Annotated in this window: 17 protein-coding genes and 1 pseudogene; 7 read left to right on the forward strand and 11 right to left on the reverse strand. The window is 31.5% G+C overall.

The window, feature by feature from the left end:
* Positions 1-19: 19 nt before the first annotated feature.
* From rhaM to Q0662_RS00270, 6 genes are all read right to left on the reverse strand, one after another.
* Positions 20-334 carry an L-rhamnose mutarotase gene (gene rhaM / locus Q0662_RS00245; RefSeq protein WP_298945864.1) on the reverse strand — a complete coding sequence of 105 codons (315 nt, stop codon included), beginning with the start codon at positions 332-334 and terminating at the stop codon, positions 20-22.
* Between the two features lie 120 nt (positions 335-454).
* Positions 455-1,162 (reverse strand): fibronectin type III domain-containing protein, encoded by a 708-nt coding sequence (locus Q0662_RS00250; RefSeq protein WP_298945865.1) that lies wholly within the window; start codon positions 1,160-1,162, stop codon positions 455-457.
* 1 nt (position 1,163) lies between these two features.
* Positions 1,164-3,344 (reverse strand): BNR-4 repeat-containing protein, encoded by a 2,181-nt coding sequence (locus Q0662_RS00255; RefSeq protein ID WP_298945867.1) that lies wholly within the window; start codon positions 3,342-3,344, stop codon positions 1,164-1,166.
* A gap of 258 nt (positions 3,345-3,602) precedes the next feature.
* Positions 3,603-4,508 carry a T9SS type A sorting domain-containing protein gene (locus Q0662_RS00260; RefSeq protein WP_298945869.1) on the reverse strand — a complete coding sequence of 302 codons (906 nt, stop codon included), beginning with the start codon at positions 4,506-4,508 and terminating at the stop codon, positions 3,603-3,605.
* Between the two features lie 206 nt (positions 4,509-4,714).
* Positions 4,715-7,315, reverse strand: a complete 2,601-nt coding sequence (locus Q0662_RS00265; protein ID WP_298945871.1) for a glycoside hydrolase family 2 TIM barrel-domain containing protein — start codon at positions 7,313-7,315, stop codon at positions 4,715-4,717.
* 18 nt (positions 7,316-7,333) lie between these two features.
* Positions 7,334-8,728 carry a cellulase family glycosylhydrolase gene (locus Q0662_RS00270; protein WP_298945873.1) on the reverse strand — a complete coding sequence of 465 codons (1,395 nt, stop codon included), beginning with the start codon at positions 8,726-8,728 and terminating at the stop codon, positions 7,334-7,336.
* Positions 8,729-8,906: 178 nt separating this feature from the next.
* On the opposite strand from Q0662_RS00270, the gene Q0662_RS00275 reads away from it, so the two are divergent.
* The 3 genes from Q0662_RS00275 to Q0662_RS00285 all read left to right on the forward strand — a co-directional run bounded on the left by Q0662_RS00275 (position 8,907) and on the right by Q0662_RS00285 (position 13,378).
* The gene (locus Q0662_RS00275; protein WP_298945875.1) at positions 8,907-10,397 is read left to right on the forward strand and encodes an FGGY family carbohydrate kinase; all 1,491 of its coding nucleotides are present in this window, start codon (positions 8,907-8,909) and stop codon (positions 10,395-10,397) included.
* An 8-nt stretch (positions 10,398-10,405) separates the two neighbouring features.
* A complete protein-coding gene (gene xylA / locus Q0662_RS00280; RefSeq protein WP_298945877.1) occupies positions 10,406-11,722 on the forward strand; it encodes a xylose isomerase in 1,317 nt (438 codons plus the stop codon).
* A gap of 69 nt (positions 11,723-11,791) precedes the next feature.
* Positions 11,792-13,378, forward strand: a complete 1,587-nt coding sequence (locus tag Q0662_RS00285) for a solute:sodium symporter family transporter (protein ID WP_298945879.1) — start codon at positions 11,792-11,794, stop codon at positions 13,376-13,378.
* A 440-nt stretch (positions 13,379-13,818) separates the two neighbouring features.
* On the opposite strand, the gene Q0662_RS00290 is transcribed toward Q0662_RS00285, so the two are convergent.
* From Q0662_RS00290 to tnpA, 3 genes and pseudogenes are all read right to left on the reverse strand, one after another.
* Positions 13,819-15,393, reverse strand: coding sequence for a RagB/SusD family nutrient uptake outer membrane protein (locus tag Q0662_RS00290; RefSeq protein ID WP_298945881.1), 1,575 nt, complete (start codon positions 15,391-15,393; stop codon positions 13,819-13,821).
* Between the two features lie 11 nt (positions 15,394-15,404).
* A complete protein-coding gene (locus Q0662_RS00295) occupies positions 15,405-18,455 on the reverse strand; it encodes a TonB-dependent receptor (protein ID WP_298945883.1) in 3,051 nt (1,016 codons plus the stop codon).
* 168 nt (positions 18,456-18,623) lie between these two features.
* Positions 18,624-19,046 (reverse strand): annotated as a pseudogene (tnpA, locus tag Q0662_RS00300) (IS200/IS605 family transposase).
* A 69-nt stretch (positions 19,047-19,115) separates the two neighbouring features.
* Between tnpA and Q0662_RS00305 the strand changes: the two are divergent.
* Positions 19,116-19,487 (forward strand): response regulator, encoded by a 372-nt coding sequence (locus tag Q0662_RS00305; RefSeq protein WP_298945884.1) that lies wholly within the window; start codon positions 19,116-19,118, stop codon positions 19,485-19,487.
* Positions 19,488-19,605: 118 nt separating this feature from the next.
* On the opposite strand, the gene Q0662_RS00310 is transcribed toward Q0662_RS00305, so the two are convergent.
* A complete protein-coding gene (locus Q0662_RS00310; protein WP_298945886.1) occupies positions 19,606-20,145 on the reverse strand; it encodes a hypothetical protein in 540 nt (179 codons plus the stop codon).
* Positions 20,146-20,220: 75 nt separating this feature from the next.
* Between Q0662_RS00310 and Q0662_RS00315 the strand changes: the two genes are divergently transcribed.
* Positions 20,221-21,177 (forward strand): L-threonylcarbamoyladenylate synthase, encoded by a 957-nt coding sequence (locus Q0662_RS00315; protein WP_298945888.1) that lies wholly within the window; start codon positions 20,221-20,223, stop codon positions 21,175-21,177.
* A 2-nt stretch (positions 21,178-21,179) separates the two neighbouring features.
* Here the strand turns inward: Q0662_RS00315 and Q0662_RS00320 are convergent, their stop codons facing one another.
* Positions 21,180-21,392 (reverse strand): hypothetical protein, encoded by a 213-nt coding sequence (locus Q0662_RS00320; protein WP_298945890.1) that lies wholly within the window; start codon positions 21,390-21,392, stop codon positions 21,180-21,182.
* Between the two features lie 394 nt (positions 21,393-21,786).
* Between Q0662_RS00320 and rplM the strand changes: the two genes are divergently transcribed.
* Together rplM and rpsI are read left to right on the forward strand one after the other, a co-directional pair.
* A complete protein-coding gene (gene rplM, locus Q0662_RS00325; protein WP_298945892.1) occupies positions 21,787-22,242 on the forward strand; it encodes a 50S ribosomal protein L13 in 456 nt (151 codons plus the stop codon).
* Positions 22,242-22,628, forward strand: a complete 387-nt coding sequence (rpsI, locus tag Q0662_RS00330; protein ID WP_298945895.1) for a 30S ribosomal protein S9 — start codon at positions 22,242-22,244, stop codon at positions 22,626-22,628. Before rplM ends, rpsI begins: the two co-directional genes overlap by 1 nt.
* Positions 22,629-22,656: the final 28 nt, after the last annotated feature.

A 22,656-nucleotide genomic window follows, 5' to 3' on the forward strand; every position in this document is an offset into this window, starting at 1 on the left:
AATTTTTAGACTTATTGTTTTAAGGCATGTAAAATACTTCTTCTAAAGGAGTCGAAATTGGGGAATTATCTGGATTAACTTCCATAATATCGGCCATAAAATTCCACCATTTTTTTACAACTTCGTTTGATGACAAATCTTGTGACCCTCCTTCTCCTGAAACTTTTTGAAAAGCAAAAAGTGTGTTGGTTTCTTCATCTAAGAATATAGAATATTCGCTTATTCCATTTTCTTTGAGTAATTTTTTCAATTCTGGCCAAAGCTCATTGTGACGTTTTGTATAAGCTTCCTTTTGTCCAGGATTTAATTTCATTTTAAAGGCTAGTCTTTGCATTTTTAAGATTTTATAAATTTAAATATAAAAAAGCTGCTAAAATCACATTGATTATAACAGCTAATATTTTTTACATAGTTAATACTATTACCTATTAGAAATAAGAATTGGTATAGTACTCTATTTTGTAGAAAAACTCCAAACTTGCCCAATAGTAGTTGCTTCTTTATCATCTTTTACTACTATTTTAAAGTAATATTTGGTAGATGTTGATAAACCTGTTGCATTGAACGTAGATTCTGATTGACCTTCAGAAACTAATGTTGTTGGGTTTTCATTGGTATCTAAATACACATCAAAAGTTAAAGGGTCTCCATCAACATCTGATGCTGTCCAAGATAAAGAAATACTTGTGGCATCTATTTCTGAATCTATTGCTGGAGATACTAATTCTGGTGCATAAGGTATGTGGTTCGATTCACCTTCGCCTTCAGTAACAAACTTCATTGCAGGTGAATAATCACTTTCTGCACTTCTACTGTCTACTGCTTTAATACGCCAATAATATGCTTTACCTTTATCTAGACTAACTAGTTTAGATTCAGCAAAACTAGTTTCTGAGGCCGTCAAAGGAGAAAATGAACTATTTTCAGAAACTTCAAGTCTATAACTTATCGCATTACTTTCTTGATCAGTAGAGGCATTCCATTCAAAAATTACATTTTTATCTGTACAAATTGTATTATCTAATGGAAAAACTTGATTAGGAATTGTAGGTGCTGTGTTGGCATTTGGATCTGGTATTGATCCTGCATCATCATCTCCTCCTCCACAAGAAATTAAGATTAGTACAGTAATTAATAATATGTGTAAATAAGGTTTTTTCATTTTAATTCTTTATTAATTTTATAAATATAGGTTTCTTAGAATTTATTTTCGCAAAATAAATACCTGATGGCTTATCTTGTATATCTATTGAAAGTGTTCCATTAATAACATTATATGTTTTCGATACTATTAAGCGAGACTGAATATCATATAATTCTAAACCAATATTATTGATATCATTTGGAATATAAATCTTATAAACTCCATTCGAAGGGTTTGGATATGCACGAATATCTTCTAATAGATTAATAGTTTTTAACATTTCTCCCTGACATGCCTCTTTACTTTTTATCTGAATATCATCTCCATGGTTAACATCTATTGTAAAATTAGAATTGTAAGTTTCTAAAATTGTTAAGCCGTTTTTATAAACAGTAAATGGGGCTGAACCTGTATTTATAGTTACTTTAGCAATATTTTTAGTTACACTTACTTTAGCGGATAATTGTTCTGCTTCCTCTATAACTATTTGATAACATTGCGTATAATCCTTACCTACAACTTCTATACATAAATCATAAGCTCCAGGTGGTAAACCTTCAATAGTTTTATCTTTATTAAAAGAGTAATCTAAACCATCTATTTTTGCAATATAGTCATATGTAGCTGCTGCAGAAATAATTAATTTACCATTATCTAAATCTGTACAGGTTTCTCCTTTAGTTTGAATGGTAAAATTATTTGGTAATGTTGGATCTGTTGGTGGAATATCTAAATCTATAATTTGTAAATATAATGGTTGTGCATTACCTGATTTTTTCTCCATTAAATAATAATATGCCTTACCATTGCTTATATGTACTACTCCATGATCATATTGTCTGCCTCCAGTCTGTTCGTAAACACGTTCAAAATTGTGTGTACCTCCTGCTGTTTTTTCAACAAAAACACGTCCGTTATTCAAGCCTATAAGATAAACATCATTCCCTGAAGTATATAATGCTGTACCGCCTGCAAAATCTTCTGATGTAATAAAATCTGATGCACCTGATGGCTTATAGGTATGTAAAAATTTAGTGACATTATTTTCATTGTCTTTAACTCTACTAATAAAGTGAATGTCTTCATTTGCAGTTACTGTCCAATCAAAATTACCAACTATATGAACTTTATTTGCCTGGTTAGTAGTTACAAAATCTCCAGGTTCCATTACTTTTATATCATCTGCATCTAATAAAGGTAAGTTAATGGACTCTCCTTTATAATTTTTCCATTGTGTTGCTCCACTTGGATCATCTGAATAGGCATAATAAATACCATTTTGGTATTGGTACTTATCATTATTGTTTGATAATCTTCTTTGAAACCCTATTCTTATTTTTCCATTTGCATATTTGATATCTCCATATAACCCCCAGTTATACGTTATACCAGCTTGACTTTTTGCATTCAATCTATTAAAATCTGTAAAATTCTGCCATTCGCCTTTGTTTGCATCATATTTACTAAATTTATACATTCCGTTGTTGTTACCTCCTTCACGCATAAAAAACAGCAAATCTCCCTGATCATTTAAAAAGAAACTAGGATAAGTTAATGCCACGAACTCTGATTGTGATATATTTCCTGGCGTACGTAAGTGCTTGTAATCACCTGCAACTCCATTATCTAAAACAAATTTATCTATGGTAAAATCTTCATCTGGTAATGTTGCAGCATTTTTTACCGAATAAGAGTATCGAAAATAATCGTTTGCTAAGCTACCATCTGAAGGTCTGTTAGCACTATATGCATGCATATCATACAATAAATGAATAGTACCATCTAATGGGCTAATACCTATTGCTATTGTATTATGTGATTCACCTATCCAATAACGGTTTTGATATCCTGTATGCCTATGTGGAAACTCGATAGTGGAGACAACACCTGTTGTTTTGTTATATCTAGATAACATCATATGGCGATCTGATTTTCCTCCTCGATACCAAGTCATAAATACATAATTACCAAAAGATTTTATGGCATCTCCATGAGCAGAAATATTTCGCCCAAAGAAAAAATCGTATGGAGCATTGTCTCCCGTATTTGAAGCTCCTCCAGAGACCTTACTACCATCAAAATGTAAACCCAAGTCGGATATCTTAACTTCTTTTTCTAGAGTAACTTGTGCATTTACCAAAAAACTACAACAAAGTAAAAAGAAAACACTAGTCAAAAATTTAATCTGTTTTTTTTTCATATTTTAAGTAGAGCGCTAGCTCTTTTTTAAATTTAAATTATTTAAACAAAAAATATTAATTTTTTATTTACTAAAATACTATCTGTGAAATTACACCTTATTTATAATAAAACTGTCATGTAATGTCCTGCTAATAATAAAGTGTAAAGGTTTTACGAATAAAATGGTTTTGTTTTATTTGTGAGAAAAATAATTATTTTTACTAAAAAAACCCTATTCAGAAGAATAGGGTTTTTAGAGATTATTAAAATTTAAGACTTATTGCTTAATAATTTTTTTAGTAAATCTTTCACCATTATTACCTGCCATTTCTATAATATACAAACCTGTTGATAAAGAGCTTGTGTTAAGGCTAATATCTCCATTTATATTATTTACAGATTTTGATAATACTCTATTACCTAAAACCGAATACACATTAACTTTGCTCACTTTAGATGTAGCCCCTTTAATAGTTAATGTATTATTTATTGGATTAGAAATAGAAAACGCTTCTACACCAAACGTATTTACACTTGCTACTGCTTCTTCTATAAGATGAAATTGAATTACATCAATACCTCCTCCATCAAACTCAACAGCGTCACCTGCAGCAGATGGAACTACACCATATCTTGAAGCTCCTGAGGCACCTGATGGCTTAACAAATAATGCGTTGTTTCCAGCTGAGGGGTTAGATCCAGTAGCATCAGCAAGACCATCTGCATTAACTTTAGCTTTTCTTCTTTGAAACTGGTCGAAACCATAGTTTTCGTCAGTTTCATCACCAACTGGTTGACCTGGAACAACAGTAAGTGTCATAGTTGTATCATTAGTATCAAACGTTTCTGTTGTAGCATCTATATCTATAGTTGATTTATCTACAGCTAAAGTAAAATCTCCTACGCCTGGAATAGTAGCCCAAATTTCCATGTAACCCGTAGAAGCTGGAGTTCTATGATCTATTACGTTCCATACTTGAGTTGGAGCATCACCTTCTAATTCTTCTGCCCACTCTAAGGCACCAGAAGTAGCATTAATTGTCAAATAAAGATTAGTATCTAATCCTGAAGTTGAAATTTTATAGGTTCCATTGGTAGTCCAAAGCGCTTGTGCTTGTAATGCTGGTGCACTAAAGAACACCACAAGAGCTAATAATGATAATTTAAGTAATTGTTTTTTCATTTTATTATAATTTATAAGTTAATATAACTGCAAGTAAAAACTTTTATAAGTTTTTAGTATCCTGCACTATACTGTTTTGTTCCGTTTTTTTTTATTGAAACGTTTACTTTATAATGGTTTTTGTGTTTAATTTTAAGTGTTTTTAGAAACATTTAAGTGGTCTTAAAAGTTTAGCAGCTTCTTTTTTTTGAGATATATTTATATAATTAATTCAGTTTTCTCAGTTTAATTCCACTTAATCTGGTTTTTCCTTTTAATGCTTTAAAATTGATCGTAATTCCGTTTTCATCATCAACAGCAATTAAAAAACGTTTGGTTACACCTCTGTCTTTTCCATACTGTTTCTTAAGATTTAGATTTTCCCAGATTTTTTTACCATTTACTAAAATGTTCATCACATTTTCTCCTCTAGATTTTAATTCAGCCATAGATAAAAACAACTCATACGTTCCTTTTGGCACATCAAATTTGTAGGCATCTAAACCAATTACCTGAGTTTGAAAAACAGGGTCGTTTTCGGTTCCTTTTACACTAACATCTGTACCAATATTGTTTCTTCGTCTGGTTTTGGTTCTTAACAATTCTCCACCAACGTAACCATAACTACCTTTTTTATAAGGTTGATCTGGCATCCACAAATAATCTACATTATGAGTTTCTATAAAATAACAGTAAGAACCTACATTTATGGCAATCTCTTTAAAAGGATTGGTTTCACTTTTTAAGTTTTTAGGTTGAAGGGTAAATTCGATATTTGCAAAATCCTTTAAAACTTTACCCTCTTTTTCTGATACTACTTCAATTAAATTTTGTCCTTGCTGAAAAGGAACGTTAAACGTTGCTGTTGCAAAATCAAATTTTTGTTTTCCAAGCGTTTTCCCATTAATGAACAGTTCTACTTCATTGCCATTTCCTACTACATTTATGGGTTGAGTAGCTACATCTGCATTTTCACTATCTTCAATACCCGCTCTTTTCGTCCATCCTTTAGAAGCTATCGCTAAAAATGGTGTTTTTTTCAATAAAGCTTGATACAGATAATACGCATCTTTCTTTTCTCTTGAGGCAGATACCAAACCTTTATTATTGATATGTGGCACTGCATCTTTACGATGTTCTACCTGAAAATCAGCATAATTCCAAACGTTTGCTCCAACAATTTCAGGTATTTCTAAAATAGCTTTCATGTACGCTTTATGTAATAGAAATTGATACTCTACACTAAAATCAAAACGAGTTGGATTGTAAGACCTTAATCTTGGATCTGCACCACCACCATATTCACTTAAAATTAAAGGTTTGTCTGGATCTAATGCTAAGGTACGCTCTACTAAACTATGTAGGTTTTTATCAATATCTTCTAACTCTTCTATATACCAACCATAATATTTATTATATCCAACAATTTCAGTATATCTGATTCCTAATTTATCTTGATAGGCTGGTTCTCTAAAAAATACGGTATAAGAATTCCTTGTTTTGTCCTCTTCTTTAATAGTTTCTGCTAAAACTCTATGTGTTTCTATAAAGTGTTTGGTGTATTCTTCCCCTAATTTATCAGGTGCTTTCATCGTAGTTTCGTTTCCTAAATTCCATGCTACAATTGCAGGATTGTTATAATTAAAACGAATCGCTTCTTTTAGCATATTCACACTATTTTGTTTACCTGCTTCGTTTGCAGCAGCTTTGTCTACAAAAGGAATTTCTACAGTTGCTATAAATCCCATTTTGTTACACATTTCTAAAATAGCTGGATCTTGTGGATAATGAGCAATACGTAAAAAATTAGAACCCATTTCTTTTAACAACTTCATGTCGTTTCTATGAATTTCATCGCTTACTGCATTTGCTTTTCCGTAAAAATCTTGGTGACGACATGTACCAATTAACTTGGTTTGTTTTCCGTTGATAAAAAATCCTTTCTTGGCATCAAAACTAAACCATCTGAATCCTAAAGGATTTTCTACTCTGTCATAAACAATGTCTTTTTTATCCACAATTTCAGTAATTACTTTATACAAATACGGATTATCTGGTGACCATAAGTTTGGATTATCAACAGAAAAATCACTAAACACCTCTTTACCAGATTTAGATTTTGTTTTTACTTCTTTTACCAAGTTGTTATTGGCATCAAACAAAGATTGTTTTACGTAATACCTTCCTTTTTTGGGTCTTACCAGTTTAGATTTAACAATAACTTTTGCTGATGTTTCAGAAACTTCTGGAGTACTAATAAAAACTGCATTTGCACCCAAATTGGCTACTTCAAAATGCACTGGTTTAGTTATCACCAAATGGATGTCTCTATAAATTCCGCCATAAAAAGAAAAATCTGCAGATTGAGGCACAATTTCATCATTATGTGCATTATCTACCTTTATTGTAATGTCATTATCTCCTTCTTTTATAGCTGTTGTAATATCTCTAGCAAAAGTGGTATAACCTCCAATATGATCTTTACCCACTTTTTTTCCATTTACAAATAAAGAAGTGACTTGATTTGCACCTTCAAATAACATAAACACCTGTTGATTCTGGTAAACCTGAGGAATTTTCATTGTTTTTTTATACCAGCCTTCACCTCTATAATAGCCATCTTCATCATCTAAAATATCTTCGGTATTCCAAGAATGAGGTATGGTTACTTTTTCCCAAGAACGAGAAGCGTCATTAGAAAAAGGATGTTCGATTTTCCCTTTATAAAAATGCCACGCATCGTTTATAGTTTCTATGTGTCTTACTTGTTGCGCATTTGCTAAAAATGCAACACTTAAAAAAAGTAATATTAAATTCTTTTTAATCATTGTTAATTTTATATAAATTTAAAAATTTCGAAGTCCGGGTACTATTTTAATTTTATAATTTGTATTGTCTTTACCCCATTTTAAGACAATTAGTTTTTGGGTTTTTGTATCCCAAATAAAATCTGCAGGATTAGAGTCTTTAGTTGTTTTACAAACTTCTAAACCTACATTTTTTAAAGGGTTGTAGTACATCACAAAATCGTCGTTTACAATAATTGAAAAACCATCTGGATAATGTCTGTTGGCTCCAATAAAAATTTTTGAAGCGCCTTTATTATTATCTGATTTAAAATGGACATTTAATTCTCTTTTTGCAAAATTGAATAAAAAGGATTGAATATTTCCTGCAATTGCTTGTGGAAAAGGTCTTGAAATGACATCTGTTATATATTTACGTTCAACAGTACCTGCATCTGTTTTATCACTAAAAATAGACCAAGTTGATGGTCCTCCTGGTAAAAAATTTTGCATAGTTCTGTTTCCTAAAAACCAAGCTTTTATAGAACCTACACCCATTTTATCAAAAACCTCTGCTGTTTTGATATATAACTTTCTATATTCTAATTGACCTAATTTACCAACAATTGTAGTATCTGTTTTTGCAAAAGTTGGAAAACCCCATTCTCCAATTAAAATTGGTGCTTTTAACATATCTGATTCTTTATCAAAACGATCCATATTTTTTTGAATATAATTAATGTTGTTTTGATAAATGTGTGGCGCAAAAACAATGTTTTTTCGATTTATAGCTGATGTAATTTCAGCATATTGATTGTTGTCTATCTTTTCCCCTTTATTCATAAAAATAGACTGGAATAAAATCTTTTTATCGGGATTTATTTTCTGGCTTTCATCAATAATTCTCTGATACAAAGGCACCAAATATTTATCGGTTAAATCTTTGTAAGAAATATCCATCTCTAGTTTTCTAGGTTCATTTACAACGTCGTAACCTACCACATAGGGTTCTTCTGCAAAACGTTCCCAAATTACTTTCCAAGCATTGATGTAGGTAGTATATTGTTTGTCTTCTTTATTATTCCAAAACTCTTGCCAAACAAATTTATCAACCCCATAAACCGTCATTTTAAAAACTGTTTTTATGTCGTGATTTTTCCCTAAAGCAACCAATTCATCTAGTTTTTGCAAATACTTTTGCTCTACTTGTCCTCCTGGAAATTCACTTACTCTACCTAGTTCTAAACGGATAACTTGATAATTCGCACCCATTCTTACCTGTCTCGCATAATCATCGCTATTAAAAAAGACTTCTCCTTTATGATCGTTGGTGTTGATTACAAAACCTCTGGGAATAATGTGTCTACCTTGATCATCTCTTAAACCGTGTTTAATTTGAGAAAAACTTGTTATTGTAAAAGTTAAGAACAGTAAGTTAAAAAGAAAATTCTTCATAATACATCATAATTTTTGATAAAAATACAATGATCAGCTACCTTAAGTATCCTGCACACTACTGTGTGGCTTAAGAATTCACCCACAAAAACAACTCGTAATTTTCGATAAAATTATCATGACAGTACAGGATATAAATTTTCATAAAAAAAATGAAATTAGCAAATTAAAAAATAAAATGAATTATTATCTAGGGTTAGATATTGGAAGTTCTTCTATAAAAGTAGCTTTAGTAGAAACCAAAACAGGTAAAAGCTTAGGCGTTGTTCAAGAACCAAAAGAAGAAATGAGCATGTTTGCTCAAAAAAACGGATGGGCAGAACAAGAATCGAACGATTGGTGGTTGCATATATGCAATGCCATTACAAAACTAAAAAAAGAATATAATATTAGCAAAAGTCAAATAAAAGGAATTGGTATATCATACCAAATGCATGGTTTAGTTTTGGTTGACAAACAAGGTAATCCTTTACGTAAAAGTATTATTTGGTGCGATAGTAGAGCAGTTTCGATTGGTAATAATGCTTTTAAACAAATTGGAGAAGAAAAATGTGCTAATCAATTATTAAATTCACCAGCAAATTTTACAGCATCAAAAATAAAATGGGTAAAAGACAATGAACCTGCTATTTACAAACAGATATATAAATTTATGTTACCTGGAGATTATATTGCCTATAAATTTTCAAACACAATAAATACAACTATTTCGGGATTATCAGAAGGGATTTTTTGGGATTTTAAAAAAGATACCATTGCAGATTTTTTATTAGAATATTATGGGATAGATAAATCGCTAGTTCCAGACATCGTGGAAACCTTCGGAATTCAATCTGTTGTCGATAAAAAAGGAGAGGCAGAAAGTGGCATTGCAGCAGGTACACCAATTTATTACAGAGCAGGAGATCAGCCAAATAATGCATTATCCTTAAATGTTTTTAATCCTAGAGAAGTAGCTGTAACTGGAGGTACTTCTGGAGTTGTATATGCAGTTACTGATAATTTATCTGTCAAAGAAAGTGCTAAAGTAAACAACTTTGCACATGTAAATTATAAGAAAGGAATATCAACAAAAATAGGAAAGTTGTTGTGTGTCAATGGTGCAGGAATCCAATACAGATGGTTATTAAATAATCTAGATGTATCATCTTATGAAGAAATGAATAATTTAGCAGCGAATATTCCTATTGGATCAGATGGGGTATGCATAATTCCTTTTGGTAATGGTGCAGAACGAATGCTAAATAATAAAGAAATTGGTACAAGAATTGTAAATATAAATCTTAATAATCATCATAAAGGACACCTTTGTAGAGCTGCTTTAGAAGGGATTGCGTTTTCTTTTTATTACGGAATGGAGATTTTAAAGTCAGATGGCATTAACCCAAAAGTAATCAGGGCAGGAAACGACAACTTATTTCGCTCTGAAATTTTCTCAAATACAGTGGCAACTTTAATTCAACAAGAAATAGAAATCTATAATACTACTGGAGCTATTGGAGCTGCAAGAGCAGCCAATTTACATACTGGTGATTTTACTTCTTTTGGCAAAACAATAATGGATAACGACCATGTTATGACGTTTATGCCTTCTAAAGACAAACAACCTTATTTAAAAGCGTACAAAGATTGGAAAAAAGAATTAGAAATTATACTTAACACAAAATAAAAAAAGAAATGGCAAATAAAGAATATTTTAAAGAAATTGATAAAATACAATTTGAAGGAAAGGAATCAGACAATCCACTAGCGTTTAAGTACTATAATCCTGAGCAAGTTGTTGCAGGAAGAAAAATGAAAGATTGGTTTAAATTTTCAATTGCATACTGGCATACATTCTGTGGTCAAGGTTCAGATCCTTTTGGACCAGGAACGCAAAACTTTACTTGGGATAAATCTTCAGACCCAATTCAAGCAGCAAAAGATAAAGCAGATGCAGCTTTTGAGTTCATCCACAAAATGGGCTTTGAGTATTTCTGTTTTCATGATTATGATTTAGTACAAGAAGGTGCAACTTTTGCTGAATCTGAATCTAGATTAAATTCTATTACAGATTACATTAAAGAAAAACAATTAGAAAGTGGTGTGAAACTGTTATGGGGCACAGCAAACTGTTTTTCAAACCCACGTTACATGAATGGTGCTGCTACAAATCCAGATTTTGATGTAGTTGCTAGAGCTGGAGGACAAGTAAAATTGGCTTTAGATGCAACAATTAAATTAGGTGGTGAAAACTATGTGTTTTGGGGAGGAAGAGAAGGTTACATGTCTTTATTAAACACAGATATGGGACGTGAATTAGATCACATGGGTCAATTCCTTACAATGGCAAGAGATTATGCAAGAGCACAAGGTTTTAAAGGGTCTTTCTTTATAGAGCCAAAACCAATGGAGCCAATGAAGCATCAGTATGATTTTGATTCAGCTACTGCAATTGGTTTCTTAAAAGAATATGGTTTAGACAAAGATTTCAAAATGAATATTGAGGTAAACCATGCAACTTTAGCACAACATACAATGCAACACGAACTAGCAGTTGCAGCAAAAGCAGGAATGTTAGGAAGTATTGATGCTAATAGAGGAGATTATCAAAATGGTTGGGATACAGACCAGTTTCCAAATAATATTCAAGAAACCACAGAAGCTATGTTGGTTTTCTTGGAGGCAGGTGGATTACAAGGTGGTGGTGTTAATTTTGATGCAAAAATCAGAAGAAACTCTACAGATTTAGAAGATGTTTTCTTAGCACATATTGGTGGAGCAGACACATTTGCAAGAGCACTAATTACTGCAGATAAAATTATGACATCTTCTTCTTATAAGGCACTTCGAGAAAAAAGGTACAGCTCTTTTGATTCAGGTAAAGGAAAGGATTTTGAAGCTGGTAAATTAGAGCTTAAAGACTTATATAACATTGCTCAAGAAAATGGAGAATTGAGTTTACAAAGTGGAAAACAGGAATTGTTTGAAAATATCATTAACCAATATATATAGTAATATTTTATAAAATAAATTAGTTAAATTTGAAGGTTTTCAATTCTAATTTAAAAACCAAAACACACTATGCTAGGAATTTTTTCATTTGTTGGCTTTACTTTACTTGTGGCAATTATCGCCTATTTATCAACCAGAAAAACAGATGAAAGTACATCTGATGGGTATTTTTTAGGAGGTCGTAGTTTAACTGCAACAGTAATTGCAGGGTCTTTATTATTAACGAATCTTTCTACAGAGCAAATAGTTGGACTTAATGGTAGTGCCTATGCAGATGGTATTTTGGTTATGGCTTGGGAAACCTTAGCTGCAATTGCTATGGTAATTACCGCTATTTATTTATTACCAAGATATTTAAGAGGTGGTATTTCAACAATTCCTACGTATTTAGAACGTCGTTTTGATACTACAACAAAAGCTATGACTTCTGGTTTATTTCTCTCTGGATATGCAATAGTTTTATTACCTATAGTTCTTTATTCTGGTTCATTAGGTATTAGTGGTATGTTTAATTTACCAGAGTTATTAGGGGTAACAGAATGGCAATCTATTTGGATTTGTGTAATTAGCATAGGTGTTATCGGTTCTATTTATGCCATTTTTGGTGGTTTAAAAGCAGTAGCAGTATCAGATACTATTAATGCAGTTGGATTATTAATTGGAGGCTTATTAATTCCTTTTTTCGGATTAATTTCAATTAGTGACGACAATACTTTTTTTGGTGGTATTTCTAAACTAACCAGTCAATATCCTGAGAAATTAAATGCGATTGGTAGCGCAGATTCATCAATACCTTTTGCAACTATTTTTACAGGCATGATGTTAGTTCAGTTATTTTATTGGGGTACCAATCAACAAATTATTCAACGAGCATTAGGTGCTAAAAATTTAGCAGAAGGTCAAAAAGGGTTAACATTGGCTGCTTTTATTAAAATATTAGGACCAATAATAGTGGTACTTCCTGGTATTATTGCATACCATAAATGGGGAGGAGAAGTTTTAACAAACAACGATATTGCTTACCCTAGATTGGTTGCAGAAGTTTTGCCTACATATTTAATTGGTTTTTTTGCAGCAGTCATGTTTGGTGCCATCTTAAGTTCATTTAATTCTGCTTTAAATAGTTGTGTTACTTTATTTGGTGTAGATATTTACAAGCAATACATTAATAAAGAAGCAAAAGAGAAAAAAGTAGTTACAGTTGGTAAAAGTTTTGGTATTTTTTTAGCGATATTTTCTATGTTTGTAGCGCCCTTTTTATACTATGCTTCAGATGGTCTTTTTGGATATTTACAAACTGTAAATGGTGCTTATAGTGTACCTATTTTAACAGTTATAATTGTTGGAGTTTTAACAAAAAGAGTTCCTGCTATTGCTGCAAAAGCAGGTATTATATTTGCATTTGTATTTTATGTAACCTACATTATTTTATCGAAAGGTTTCGAAATGGATTTACCACATTTTCTGCATTTTCAATTTGCGGCATTTGTATTAACTATAATTTTAATGTTAGTGATAACAAAAATAAAACCAAGAAAAACAGATTATGTTCAAGAATATACTAGGCAAGTAGATGTAACTCCTTGGAAACATGTAAAAGTTGTAGGTGTAGTAATTTGTATAGTGGTAATATCAACTTATTTTATTTTCAGTTAATTTACTATAAAAGTTACCAGTATGTTTTAAACACCTAATCACAAAGTATTTGACGTTCTTAATTAGGATGAAAAACAGACCAAAAAAGTGGGATGTAGATAGAACTTAGAGGTCTAAATTTATATTGTTTATCGATGTTATTTTTTCCAAACCCTATCACACAAATTTATCTAAAGATAACAATCATTCTTAAATCCTCTTTTATTATATCATGAATTCTACTTAATGATACTAGTTTTGCATACCTTATGCAATTAGGGATATCACTTAATTTGTCTAATTCCAATTAAATTCCTTAATTGTTAATTCTTACTCTAATTTGTATTGCTTAATAGTTAACATTAAAAACCGACTAAACTTATCCTATATTAGATTGAATAAAAAAACCGAAAGAAAAATTTCTTTCGGTTTTAATCCAAATAAATCAATTCAAACTAATTCTATCTGTATCCATTATTTGTTGGATCTGACTCCAATAACGCTGGGTTTAATTCTAATTCTTGTAAAGGGATAGGTAATTTAACGTGATAAGGTTTAATATTTACATTTGGCTGCCAGAAACGGTATTCTAAATTTTGTACCACATCTAACAGAATTCCCCATCTAATCAAATCGTATCTTCTATGACATTCAGCAGCTAATTCCCATTTACGTTCATCATACATCGCTTCTCTAAACTCTTGTTGATTTACACCAGTAATATCCCAATCAGCTTGATCATCATAAGCTCTCTTCCTAATAGCATGCATATAATTTAAAGCTTTTGCAGTTGGCCCATTTAATTCATTTTCACATTCTGCAGCCATTAAATACACATCCCCTAAACGGAAAACCATTCTATTATCTGAGTGATTAAAACGAGGTGAACGATCTAATTCTAAGTTCCAAAATTTAGCCATATATGGAAAAACCAAATCAAAGCCTAAATAATTATCTACAATATTTAATTCTCTTCTCTTATCGTTTAAAGGAAACTTCGCTGCAAAATCTTTTGACGCTACTTGCAAACCAGTTCCATTAAAAGCTTCACCTCTTGCTGCTAAAGCTGCTCCTAAAGCATCTCTCTCATCAGAGTTTTTAGGTTCATCTCTTAAACGAGGGTTAAACATACTTGGTCTCCAACTATTATTTCCTGCAAAAGATCGTCCTGGGAAAGCTGGATCAAATATTCCTTCTATATCTTTAGCAAAATCTAAAGACCAGATAATTTCTGCATTGTACTCATTAAAAGGGTCAAAAACATCATTATAATTAGCCAATAAAGTATGAGGTGATTGATTTATTATTTCTTCACACTTCGTTAAACCTAATTGCCACTGTTTTTGCTTCATATAAATTTTTGCCATTATTATAGCTGCAGCCCATTTTGAAGCTCTACCACTTTCATTACCTGTATAAGTGTCTTCTAAATTATCTTGCGCAAACTGTAAATCTTCTAACGTTCCAGCAATTATAGTAGCTTCATCAGTTCTACCCAATTTACTAATCTCTTCCAGAGTAAGAACTTCTGTATAATAAGGTGCAGCTCCCCAAAGGTTTGTTATATGCCAATAACATAATCCTCTGATAAATCTAGTTTCTGCAATAATCTCTGTTCTCACTGCTTGTACACCTATATTTTCATTACCTGTAACTCTATCTATAATTACATTTGCATTTAAAATCGTTCTGTAAAGATCTTTCCAAGTATCAGAGACACTCATTTTTTGTACAGACACATCTGCTAAAGCCTCATTTAAAGTGTAATTCCCAATAGGTTGCACAAAATTTGCAGCACGATTTGGTTCAATAATATCAGCTCCATTATCGTAAAAATGATCTAAACCTACTTGCCCATAAATGGAGTTGTTTTTTAATATAGCATACATCCCTTGGACAGCTTGTCTTGCATCGTTTTCTGAGGCAAAAAAGGTGTCAGGAGATATTAATGACTTAGGATCTTCTTCTAAAAAGCTTTCACAACTTATACTTGTGAAAACGATGAAGATATATAAGAATATTTTATTTGTTTTCATATCTATGTTTTTTAAAAAGTTATATTTAATCCAAATGTTACAACTCTTGGATTTGGGTATTGAGCACTTAAATAACCTTGTGCTATGTTTCCTAGTCCTGTTCTACCAAAATTACTTGCTTCTGGATCAATTAATCTAGTTTTTGAGAATAACAATAAGTTAGAACCTGACATATAAAAAGTTGCATTTTTTACTCCTTTTAAAAAGTCCATTTCATCAACTGGGAAATTGTAAGCTAATCTTACTGTTTTAAGACGTAAATGAGATCCATCTTCTACATATTGTGAGTTTGGTGGTGTATTTGTTACAGAATCTGCACCTGCTCTTGGGATATCTGATGAAGGATTGCTTACTGTCCAACGATCACGTAAATCACCAAATTTCACAGATTCACCACGATTAAAATAATTATTACGCATATTTAAGTTAAATACTTCATTTCCTAAAGTACCCTGAAAGTAAAATGAAAAATCCCAGTTCTTATATGAAAATGAGTTTTCAAATCCAAAAATTAAATCTGGAAAAGGACTTCCTAAAACTACATTATCTTCAGTTGAAATAATTTTATCTCCATTACGATCTTCAAATCTTGACCCTCCAACTACTTGAGCTGTTAATCCAGATGCATCAATTTCTGCTTGATTTTTCCATGTTCCTAAGTAGTTAACTCCAGTATATACTGGAACTGATTCTCCTACAATTAAACGAGTATTACCAGATCCAATAATTGGATCTACAACAACATCAATAAAGTCTACACCTCCAAGATCTAAAATTTCATTTTTATTTGAAGACAATGTTACAGTAGAATTCCAATTAAAATTATCTGTTCTAACATTTTTAGTATTCACTAAAAGTTCCCAACCTTTATTTTGAAGAGACCCTACATTTTGCAATTGACTTGAAAAACCAGTCTGTCTTGGTATAGTAACATCTAATAATAAATCATCAGTTTTCTTATAGTAATAGTTAAATTCTGTAAAAATTCTACCTTCAAATAAAGATGCTTCTAATGCAATGTCAAATGAGTTTGTAGTTTCCCATTTTAAATTTGGATTTGAAGGTCTACCTAATGTTACACCAGGAACCTCTACACCATTAAGGGTAGTATTTGCTTCTGTTAAAAGACCAAATGTTCTATAAGGTCCTATTGCTTGATTTCCTGATCTACCCCAACTCGCTCGTAACTTTAAATCTTTAACAACATCTTGGTTTTCCATAAATTCTTCTTCAGAAATCTTCCAAGCTGCTGCTACAGAAGGGTAAAATTCATATTTGTTCCCTGGAGAAAAACGGGAACTACCATCAGTTCTTCCTACTAAAGTAAACAAGTACTTGTCTTTGTAAGTGTAGTTTAATCTTCCAAAAAATGAAGCAATTTGAAAACCAGAGAATGAACTACTTACCACAGATCTTGTAGGGTTAGAGAAACCTAGGTTATTAAACCCTGTAACGTCACTAGTTATCCCAGCAGCTTCTGCTAGTACAATTTCTGTAGAGGCCTTTTGAAAAGAAGCTCCCACAAGCGCTGTAATACTATGATCATCATTTATTTCTGTATTATACTGAATTGTATTTTCATTATTCCAACCAGTGGTGGCCACAGACCTTACACTAGCAGAACCTCCATCAGGCACATTATCTGCAAGAAAACCTGGTAGTTGACTAGATGTAAATCTATTTTGCTTAGTATTGTTAAATTCTGGACTAAATGTTGAACGAATTATCCAGTTTTCTGCTGGTTTATACTCTAAGAAAGCAGTTGCTAATAAGTTATTCGTAAAAGTTTCATTAGTATTTAATGCTATGGCTGCTAAAGGATTACCAAAAGGAGCCCCTACAACCTCATCACGTCCATTAAATGACCCATCAGCATTATAAGCTGGTTGCGTTCTAAGAATACCAAATGCTGCTTGACTGTAGCTAGCCAAAGCATTATCTTGTTCTAATCTAGAATAGTTTATTCTAAATCCAGCTTTTACTTTATCAGATATTTTAATATCTAAATTTGATCTAAAAATATATTTTTCTAAACCAGAGCTCTTTACAATACCTTCTTGATTAAAATAATTAAAAGAGTTGTAATAATTAACATTTTCTGATGCTCCAGAAACAGAAATATCAGCATTATAAATTAATGCAGGTCCTAATACTAAATCAACCCAATCATTATCAGGATAGGTAGAAGGATCGTTAGGAAATGGAATTGCAGCAGATCTAAAAGCAGCACTTTCATTTGTAAACGCAATTTGTTCTGCTTGACTTAATCTGTCTGGTAATTCAGGTAAAAATTGAATACTGTTGTATAAGTTTAAGGTAATTTGGGGTTTTCCACTACCAGTACTTTTCCCACTTTTTGTAGTTACTAATACAACACCGTTTGCCCCTCTAGAACCATAAATTGCAATAGAAGATGCATCTTTTAAAACCTCAATAGATTTAATATCATTGCTGTTAATATTATTCAAGTTAAAGTTGGTTCCAACCACAATACCGTCTATGACCCATAAAGGTTCATTGCTACCAGTAATAGAATTACCTCCACGAACCCTAATAACTGTACCTGCACCTGGAGCACCACTTACTTGTGTTACTTGCACCCCAGAAGCTCTACCTTGAAGCGCTTGATCTACACGCGCAACAGGTGTTTGAGTTATACTTTCTGCTTTAATAGTAGAAACTGATCCTGTTAAATCTGATTTTCGTTGAGTACCATACCCTATAACAACAATTTCATCCAATTGATTATCAGGCTCTAAACTAATATTTATTATTTTTTGATTACCTACAAGAACTTCTTTAGCAGCATAACCTACATAAGAAAAAACTAGTGTTGCTCCTGAGCTTACATTAATTGAATATTTTCCGTCAAAATCTGTAGTTGAACCCTTTGATGTTCCTTTAACCGAAACAGAAGCACCAGGTAGTGGAACTCCTTCTGCTGAAACTGTTCCTGTAATTGTTTGCGCATTTACCATAGCTATTGAAAAGAAACTTACAATAGCGATAAAAAATACACCCTTTAAATTAGGTGGTATTTTTAGTTTAATTTTTAAATCCATAATTTATAATATATTTTATTAAATTTACTGCAAATTATTTATTAAAATACTACATACTATCCTGTACAATTATGTTTTTTTTAAGAAATCAAAAATAAACCACTATGGATTTGAAATCCATAGTTTTAAACAAAAGAATGAAATTCTTTCATAACATTACTCTAATATCTAGTTGCCTTTTTCTGAATTGGGCTTATCCTTATGATGTTCAAGATATTCCTGAACCATTTCATCAGTTATCTTACCAGTACTCCAAGCTCCATAACCAACAGCTCAAAAATGCCTACCCCAATACTGCTTATTTAAATTGGGAAATTCCTGCTGTAACATTATTGATGAGCGACCTTTCAGCTTCTTTACCAAAACACTTATACTCAAAGATGGAGGAAACTCAACATGCATATGGACATGATCCTTGCTTACAACTCCTTTTAATATATGAACATTTTCAGAATTACATATTTGGATTAGTAAATCGCGACATCGATTTTGAACATCGCCTCGCAAAACAGCATATCGGTATTTTGTTGACCATACAATATGGCAACTCAAATTGATTATCGAATGTGAATTCCTACGATAGTTTGGCATTCTACAAAACTAAAACATTTATAGAAACTAAAGTAACTGCAATAAAATTGCAGGGTTTTAACCTTTAACTTGATAATAAAGAAATTAAACATATTAGTTGTTGAAGATGACAATATCAGTTCATTGATTCTGTTAAAAATATTAGAAGGCAGTGCTAAAACAATACAAACAGTCAAAAATGGATTAGAAGCTGTTGAAGTTTGCAAGAATAACTCAAATTTCGATCTCATATTAATGGATATTAAACTACCTGGCCTCAATGGTATAAAAGTGATAAAAAGAATAAGACAATTTAATACAGAGGTAAAAATAATAATACAAACAGCACATGCCTTTGGAAGCTATAAAGAAAAAGCATTTAAAGCCGGTTGTGATGATTATATTTCTAAACCGATAAAGAAAGAGTTGCTATTTGAAAAAATACAGCAGTGTTTTAGGTAAAAATTATTTACTATCGAGGATACGTATAAAACACCCATACTTGTAGCTCACTCAAAATACATAAGAGTTTAATAAGAAATCTGAAAATACTCACAAAATTAAAGGTTAGCAAAAATTTCTAAAAAAACGAAAATCCTAAGCCAAAAGAAACGCTATCTAATCGATTATTTTCAAAACCTGCAATCCCTTTTCTATGAAAATCGATTCTAACAATGGTATTCCATCGTTTTTCTCCTGCAATTTGAAAACCTAAACCTAAACCATAATAATTACCATCTGGATAACCTGAAGAAGGTGTCCACATTTTTCCATATCTAACTTCTGTAAAAAAAGCATCATCATCTTTTTCTACAATATTAAACCTTAAACCACCATAAGTAGGAAAAGCATCTACAGCATAATTAAAATGAAAATCATAGCCAGCATTAAAACTTATGGCAACTCTTTTTTTAAACTCGTACCCAAAGCCTATTCTAAAAAAAAGTGCAGCTGGTTCTAAGAGTCCTTCTCCATCATCTGTATCAAAAAGAGTATAGTTTTCGTTAATTCCCAGAGTAAAATTAAAATCTCCTGTAATAAAAGGTTTTCCTAATTTTTCTTGAGAAACAAAATTTTGTAAAGTGCAAAAAAGAATAATAGTAATAGTAATATTTTTCATGAGTTCATATTTTTAATGCAATTAACCAAAAACTATTCCATTTATTTAAAATAATTGTAATTTCGCATCAAAGTTATGAGCATTATTTCTAAAGACATACAAAAAGCTGTTCAATTATTAACTAACGAGCAGTTGGTAGCAATACCCACAGAAACTGTGTATGGTTTAGCAGGAAATATTTTTAGCGAAAAAGCCATCAATAGCATTTTTTCAACTAAAAAAAGGCCTTTTTTTAATCCGTTAATTGTACATATTCCTTCTGTAGAATTTTTAGAAAATGTGGTTACACACATTCCTAAAAAAGCAAAATTATTAGCAGATGCTTTTTGGCCTGGTTCTATGACTTTGGTTTTAAAGAAGAACCGTAAAATACCTGATTTAATTACAGCTGGCAAAGATACTGTTGCTGTTCGTGTACCAAATCATCCTGTAACTTTATCACTTTTACGACAGTTATCTTTTCCTTTAGCTGCACCAAGTGCAAATCCTTTTGGTAGTATTAGCCCTACAAAACCAAGTCATGTAGAAAATTATTTTAAAAATGACATTCAAATGGTTTTAGATGGCGGTGCCTGTAAAAACGGAATTGAATCTACCATTATTGGTTTCGAAAATGAGGAACCTATTATTTATAGGTTAGGTGCTTTACCTCTAGAAGATATAGAAGCAGTAGTTGGCAAAATAGCTATCAAAAATAAAAAGGAACAAAACCCTGAAGCTCCTGGAATGTTAGCCAGACATTATGCTCCAAAAACCAAAACTTTTTTGGTAAATGATGTTTTGAGTGAACTTAAAAAACATCCGAATAAAAAAATTGGTGTATTGGTTTTTAAAGATTCTATTAACAATGATAGTGTAACCGAAATTATTTTATCTGAAAAAGGCGTTATGCAAGAAGCAGCCTCTAATTTGTATAATTCTTTACACTTATTAGACACCTATCATTTAGATGTAATAATAGCAGAACGTTTTCCAGAAAATGGCTTAGGAACTTCTATAAACGATCGTTTGCAACGTGCTACTTTTGCTTAAAATTATCTTACAAATCTGTAGGTAGCTTTTATTAAAAAGGTATCTTGTGCTGGTGCATCAAAAACTTGTCTACTAATACTTTCTGTTAAAGAATCGTTTACGTTTTGTAAGCCAGAAGAGCCTCTTGCCCAAACTAAAAACAATTCAGAACCTGGTATATATTCCCATCTTACAACTAAATTAGTTTGTAATTGTGTAAATGAAAAATCTAGCATCTTCATTAATTTTACCATCTATTATTGGTTGTTTAACCAATCTTTTAGTGGTATAAATCCTTTTTGGAATTTTAGATAAAGTTTCCTCTTGTACATAAACAGAAAAAACGATGAATAGGGTATAAAAAGTTAGTAAAGTAAAAGTTTTCATTGATTTTTTTTGGGTTGTTTTAATCGTTGAAAAAAGAGATTATAGGCATCTGTATATAGAAGTGCAAAATTAACTTTCTATTCTCTTAACAATATGTTAATTATTTACCAAAAAAGAAAAGCTAGTATTTTTATAAAAATATTTCTAAAAGTCTATTTGTCAATAAAATAAATAATAGTACATTTGCACTCCTTTTTTAAGGAAAATGAAATTATTAATTGAACAAAAACTAATAGTGTAATTATGAACACATTAAGTTACAAAACAGTATCAGCTAACAGCGCTACCGTAAACAAGGAGTGGGTTTTAGTTGATGCGGACGGGCAAACGTTGGGTCGTCTAGCTTCTAAAATAGCAAAGCTAATTAGAGGTAAATACAAGCCAAATTATACTCCTCACGTAGATTGTGGAGACAACGTGGTTATTATCAACGCAGAAAAAATTGTTTTAACTGGTAACAAATGGAGAGACAAATCTTACATTCGTCACACAGGGTATCCAGGAGGGCAAAGATCGTTAACTGCAACAGAAATGTTTGAGAAAGATCCTACAAGATTAATCGAAAAAGCAGTAAAAGGAATGTTACCAAAAAACACTTTAGGTAGCGCTTTATTTAGAAACTTGTATGTATATGCAGGTACAGAGCACAAACAAGCAGGTCAAGAACCTAAAGCTATTAACCTTAACGATTATAAATAATGGATACAGTACACAAAATCGGTAGAAGAAAAACAGCAGTAGCTCGTATTTATCTTTCGGAAGGTAAAGGAAACATTACTGTTAATAAGAAAGATTTTAAAGATTATTTTCCAACAGGAACTTTACAATACAAAGTACAACAACCATTAATGTTAACAGAAAACTTAACATCTTATGATGTAAAAGTAAATGTTTTTGGCGGTGGTGTAACTGGTCAAGCAGAAGCAATTCGTTTGGCAATTACAAGAGCTTTAGTTTCTATTAACGAAGAGCACAGAGCAGTATTAAAACCAGAAGGCTTATTAACTCGTGATCCAAGAATGGTAGAACGTAAAAAATTCGGTCAGAAAAAAGCACGTAAAAAATTCCAATTCTCGAAACGTTAATATATACACTGAACTTGTTTCAGTATAC

This window comes from uncultured Polaribacter sp., from assembly GCF_947503855.1.
In the GTDB taxonomy this organism is placed as follows: domain Bacteria; phylum Bacteroidota; class Bacteroidia; order Flavobacteriales; family Flavobacteriaceae; genus Polaribacter.

What these genes read in the sequence shown, in the direction of transcription:
- Q0662_RS00270 (WP_298945873.1), bottom strand. Translation starts at nt 8,728, where the DNA reads ATGAAGAATTTTCTTTTTAACTTACTGTTCTTAACTTTTACAATAACA.
- Q0662_RS00315 (WP_298945888.1), top strand. Translation starts at nt 20,221, where the DNA reads ATGAGCATTATTTCTAAAGACATACAAAAAGCTGTTCAATTATTAACT.
- rpsI (WP_298945895.1), top strand. Translation starts at nt 22,242, where the DNA reads ATGGATACAGTACACAAAATCGGTAGAAGAAAAACAGCAGTAGCTCGT.
- Q0662_RS00260 (WP_298945869.1), bottom strand. Translation starts at nt 4,508, where the DNA reads ATGAAAAAACAATTACTTAAATTATCATTATTAGCTCTTGTGGTGTTC.
- Q0662_RS00290 (WP_298945881.1), bottom strand. Translation starts at nt 15,393, where the DNA reads ATGAAAACAAATAAAATATTCTTATATATCTTCATCGTTTTCACAAGT.
- rhaM (WP_298945864.1), bottom strand. Translation starts at nt 334, where the DNA reads ATGCAAAGACTAGCCTTTAAAATGAAATTAAATCCTGGACAAAAGGAA.
- Q0662_RS00255 (WP_298945867.1), bottom strand. Translation starts at nt 3,344, where the DNA reads ATGAAAAAAAAACAGATTAAATTTTTGACTAGTGTTTTCTTTTTACTT.
- Q0662_RS00275 (WP_298945875.1), top strand. Translation starts at nt 8,907, where the DNA reads ATGAATTATTATCTAGGGTTAGATATTGGAAGTTCTTCTATAAAAGTA.
- Q0662_RS00265 (WP_298945871.1), bottom strand. Translation starts at nt 7,315, where the DNA reads ATGATTAAAAAGAATTTAATATTACTTTTTTTAAGTGTTGCATTTTTA.
- Q0662_RS00310 (WP_298945886.1), bottom strand. Translation starts at nt 20,145, where the DNA reads ATGAAAAATATTACTATTACTATTATTCTTTTTTGCACTTTACAAAAT.
- Q0662_RS00250 (WP_298945865.1), bottom strand. Translation starts at nt 1,162, where the DNA reads ATGAAAAAACCTTATTTACACATATTATTAATTACTGTACTAATCTTA.
- Q0662_RS00320 (WP_298945890.1), bottom strand. Translation starts at nt 21,392, where the DNA reads ATGCTAGATTTTTCATTTACACAATTACAAACTAATTTAGTTGTAAGA.
- xylA (WP_298945877.1), top strand. Translation starts at nt 10,406, where the DNA reads ATGGCAAATAAAGAATATTTTAAAGAAATTGATAAAATACAATTTGAA.
- Q0662_RS00295 (WP_298945883.1), bottom strand. Translation starts at nt 18,455, where the DNA reads ATGGATTTAAAAATTAAACTAAAAATACCACCTAATTTAAAGGGTGTA.
- rplM (WP_298945892.1), top strand. Translation starts at nt 21,787, where the DNA reads ATGAACACATTAAGTTACAAAACAGTATCAGCTAACAGCGCTACCGTA.
- Q0662_RS00285 (WP_298945879.1), top strand. Translation starts at nt 11,792, where the DNA reads ATGCTAGGAATTTTTTCATTTGTTGGCTTTACTTTACTTGTGGCAATT.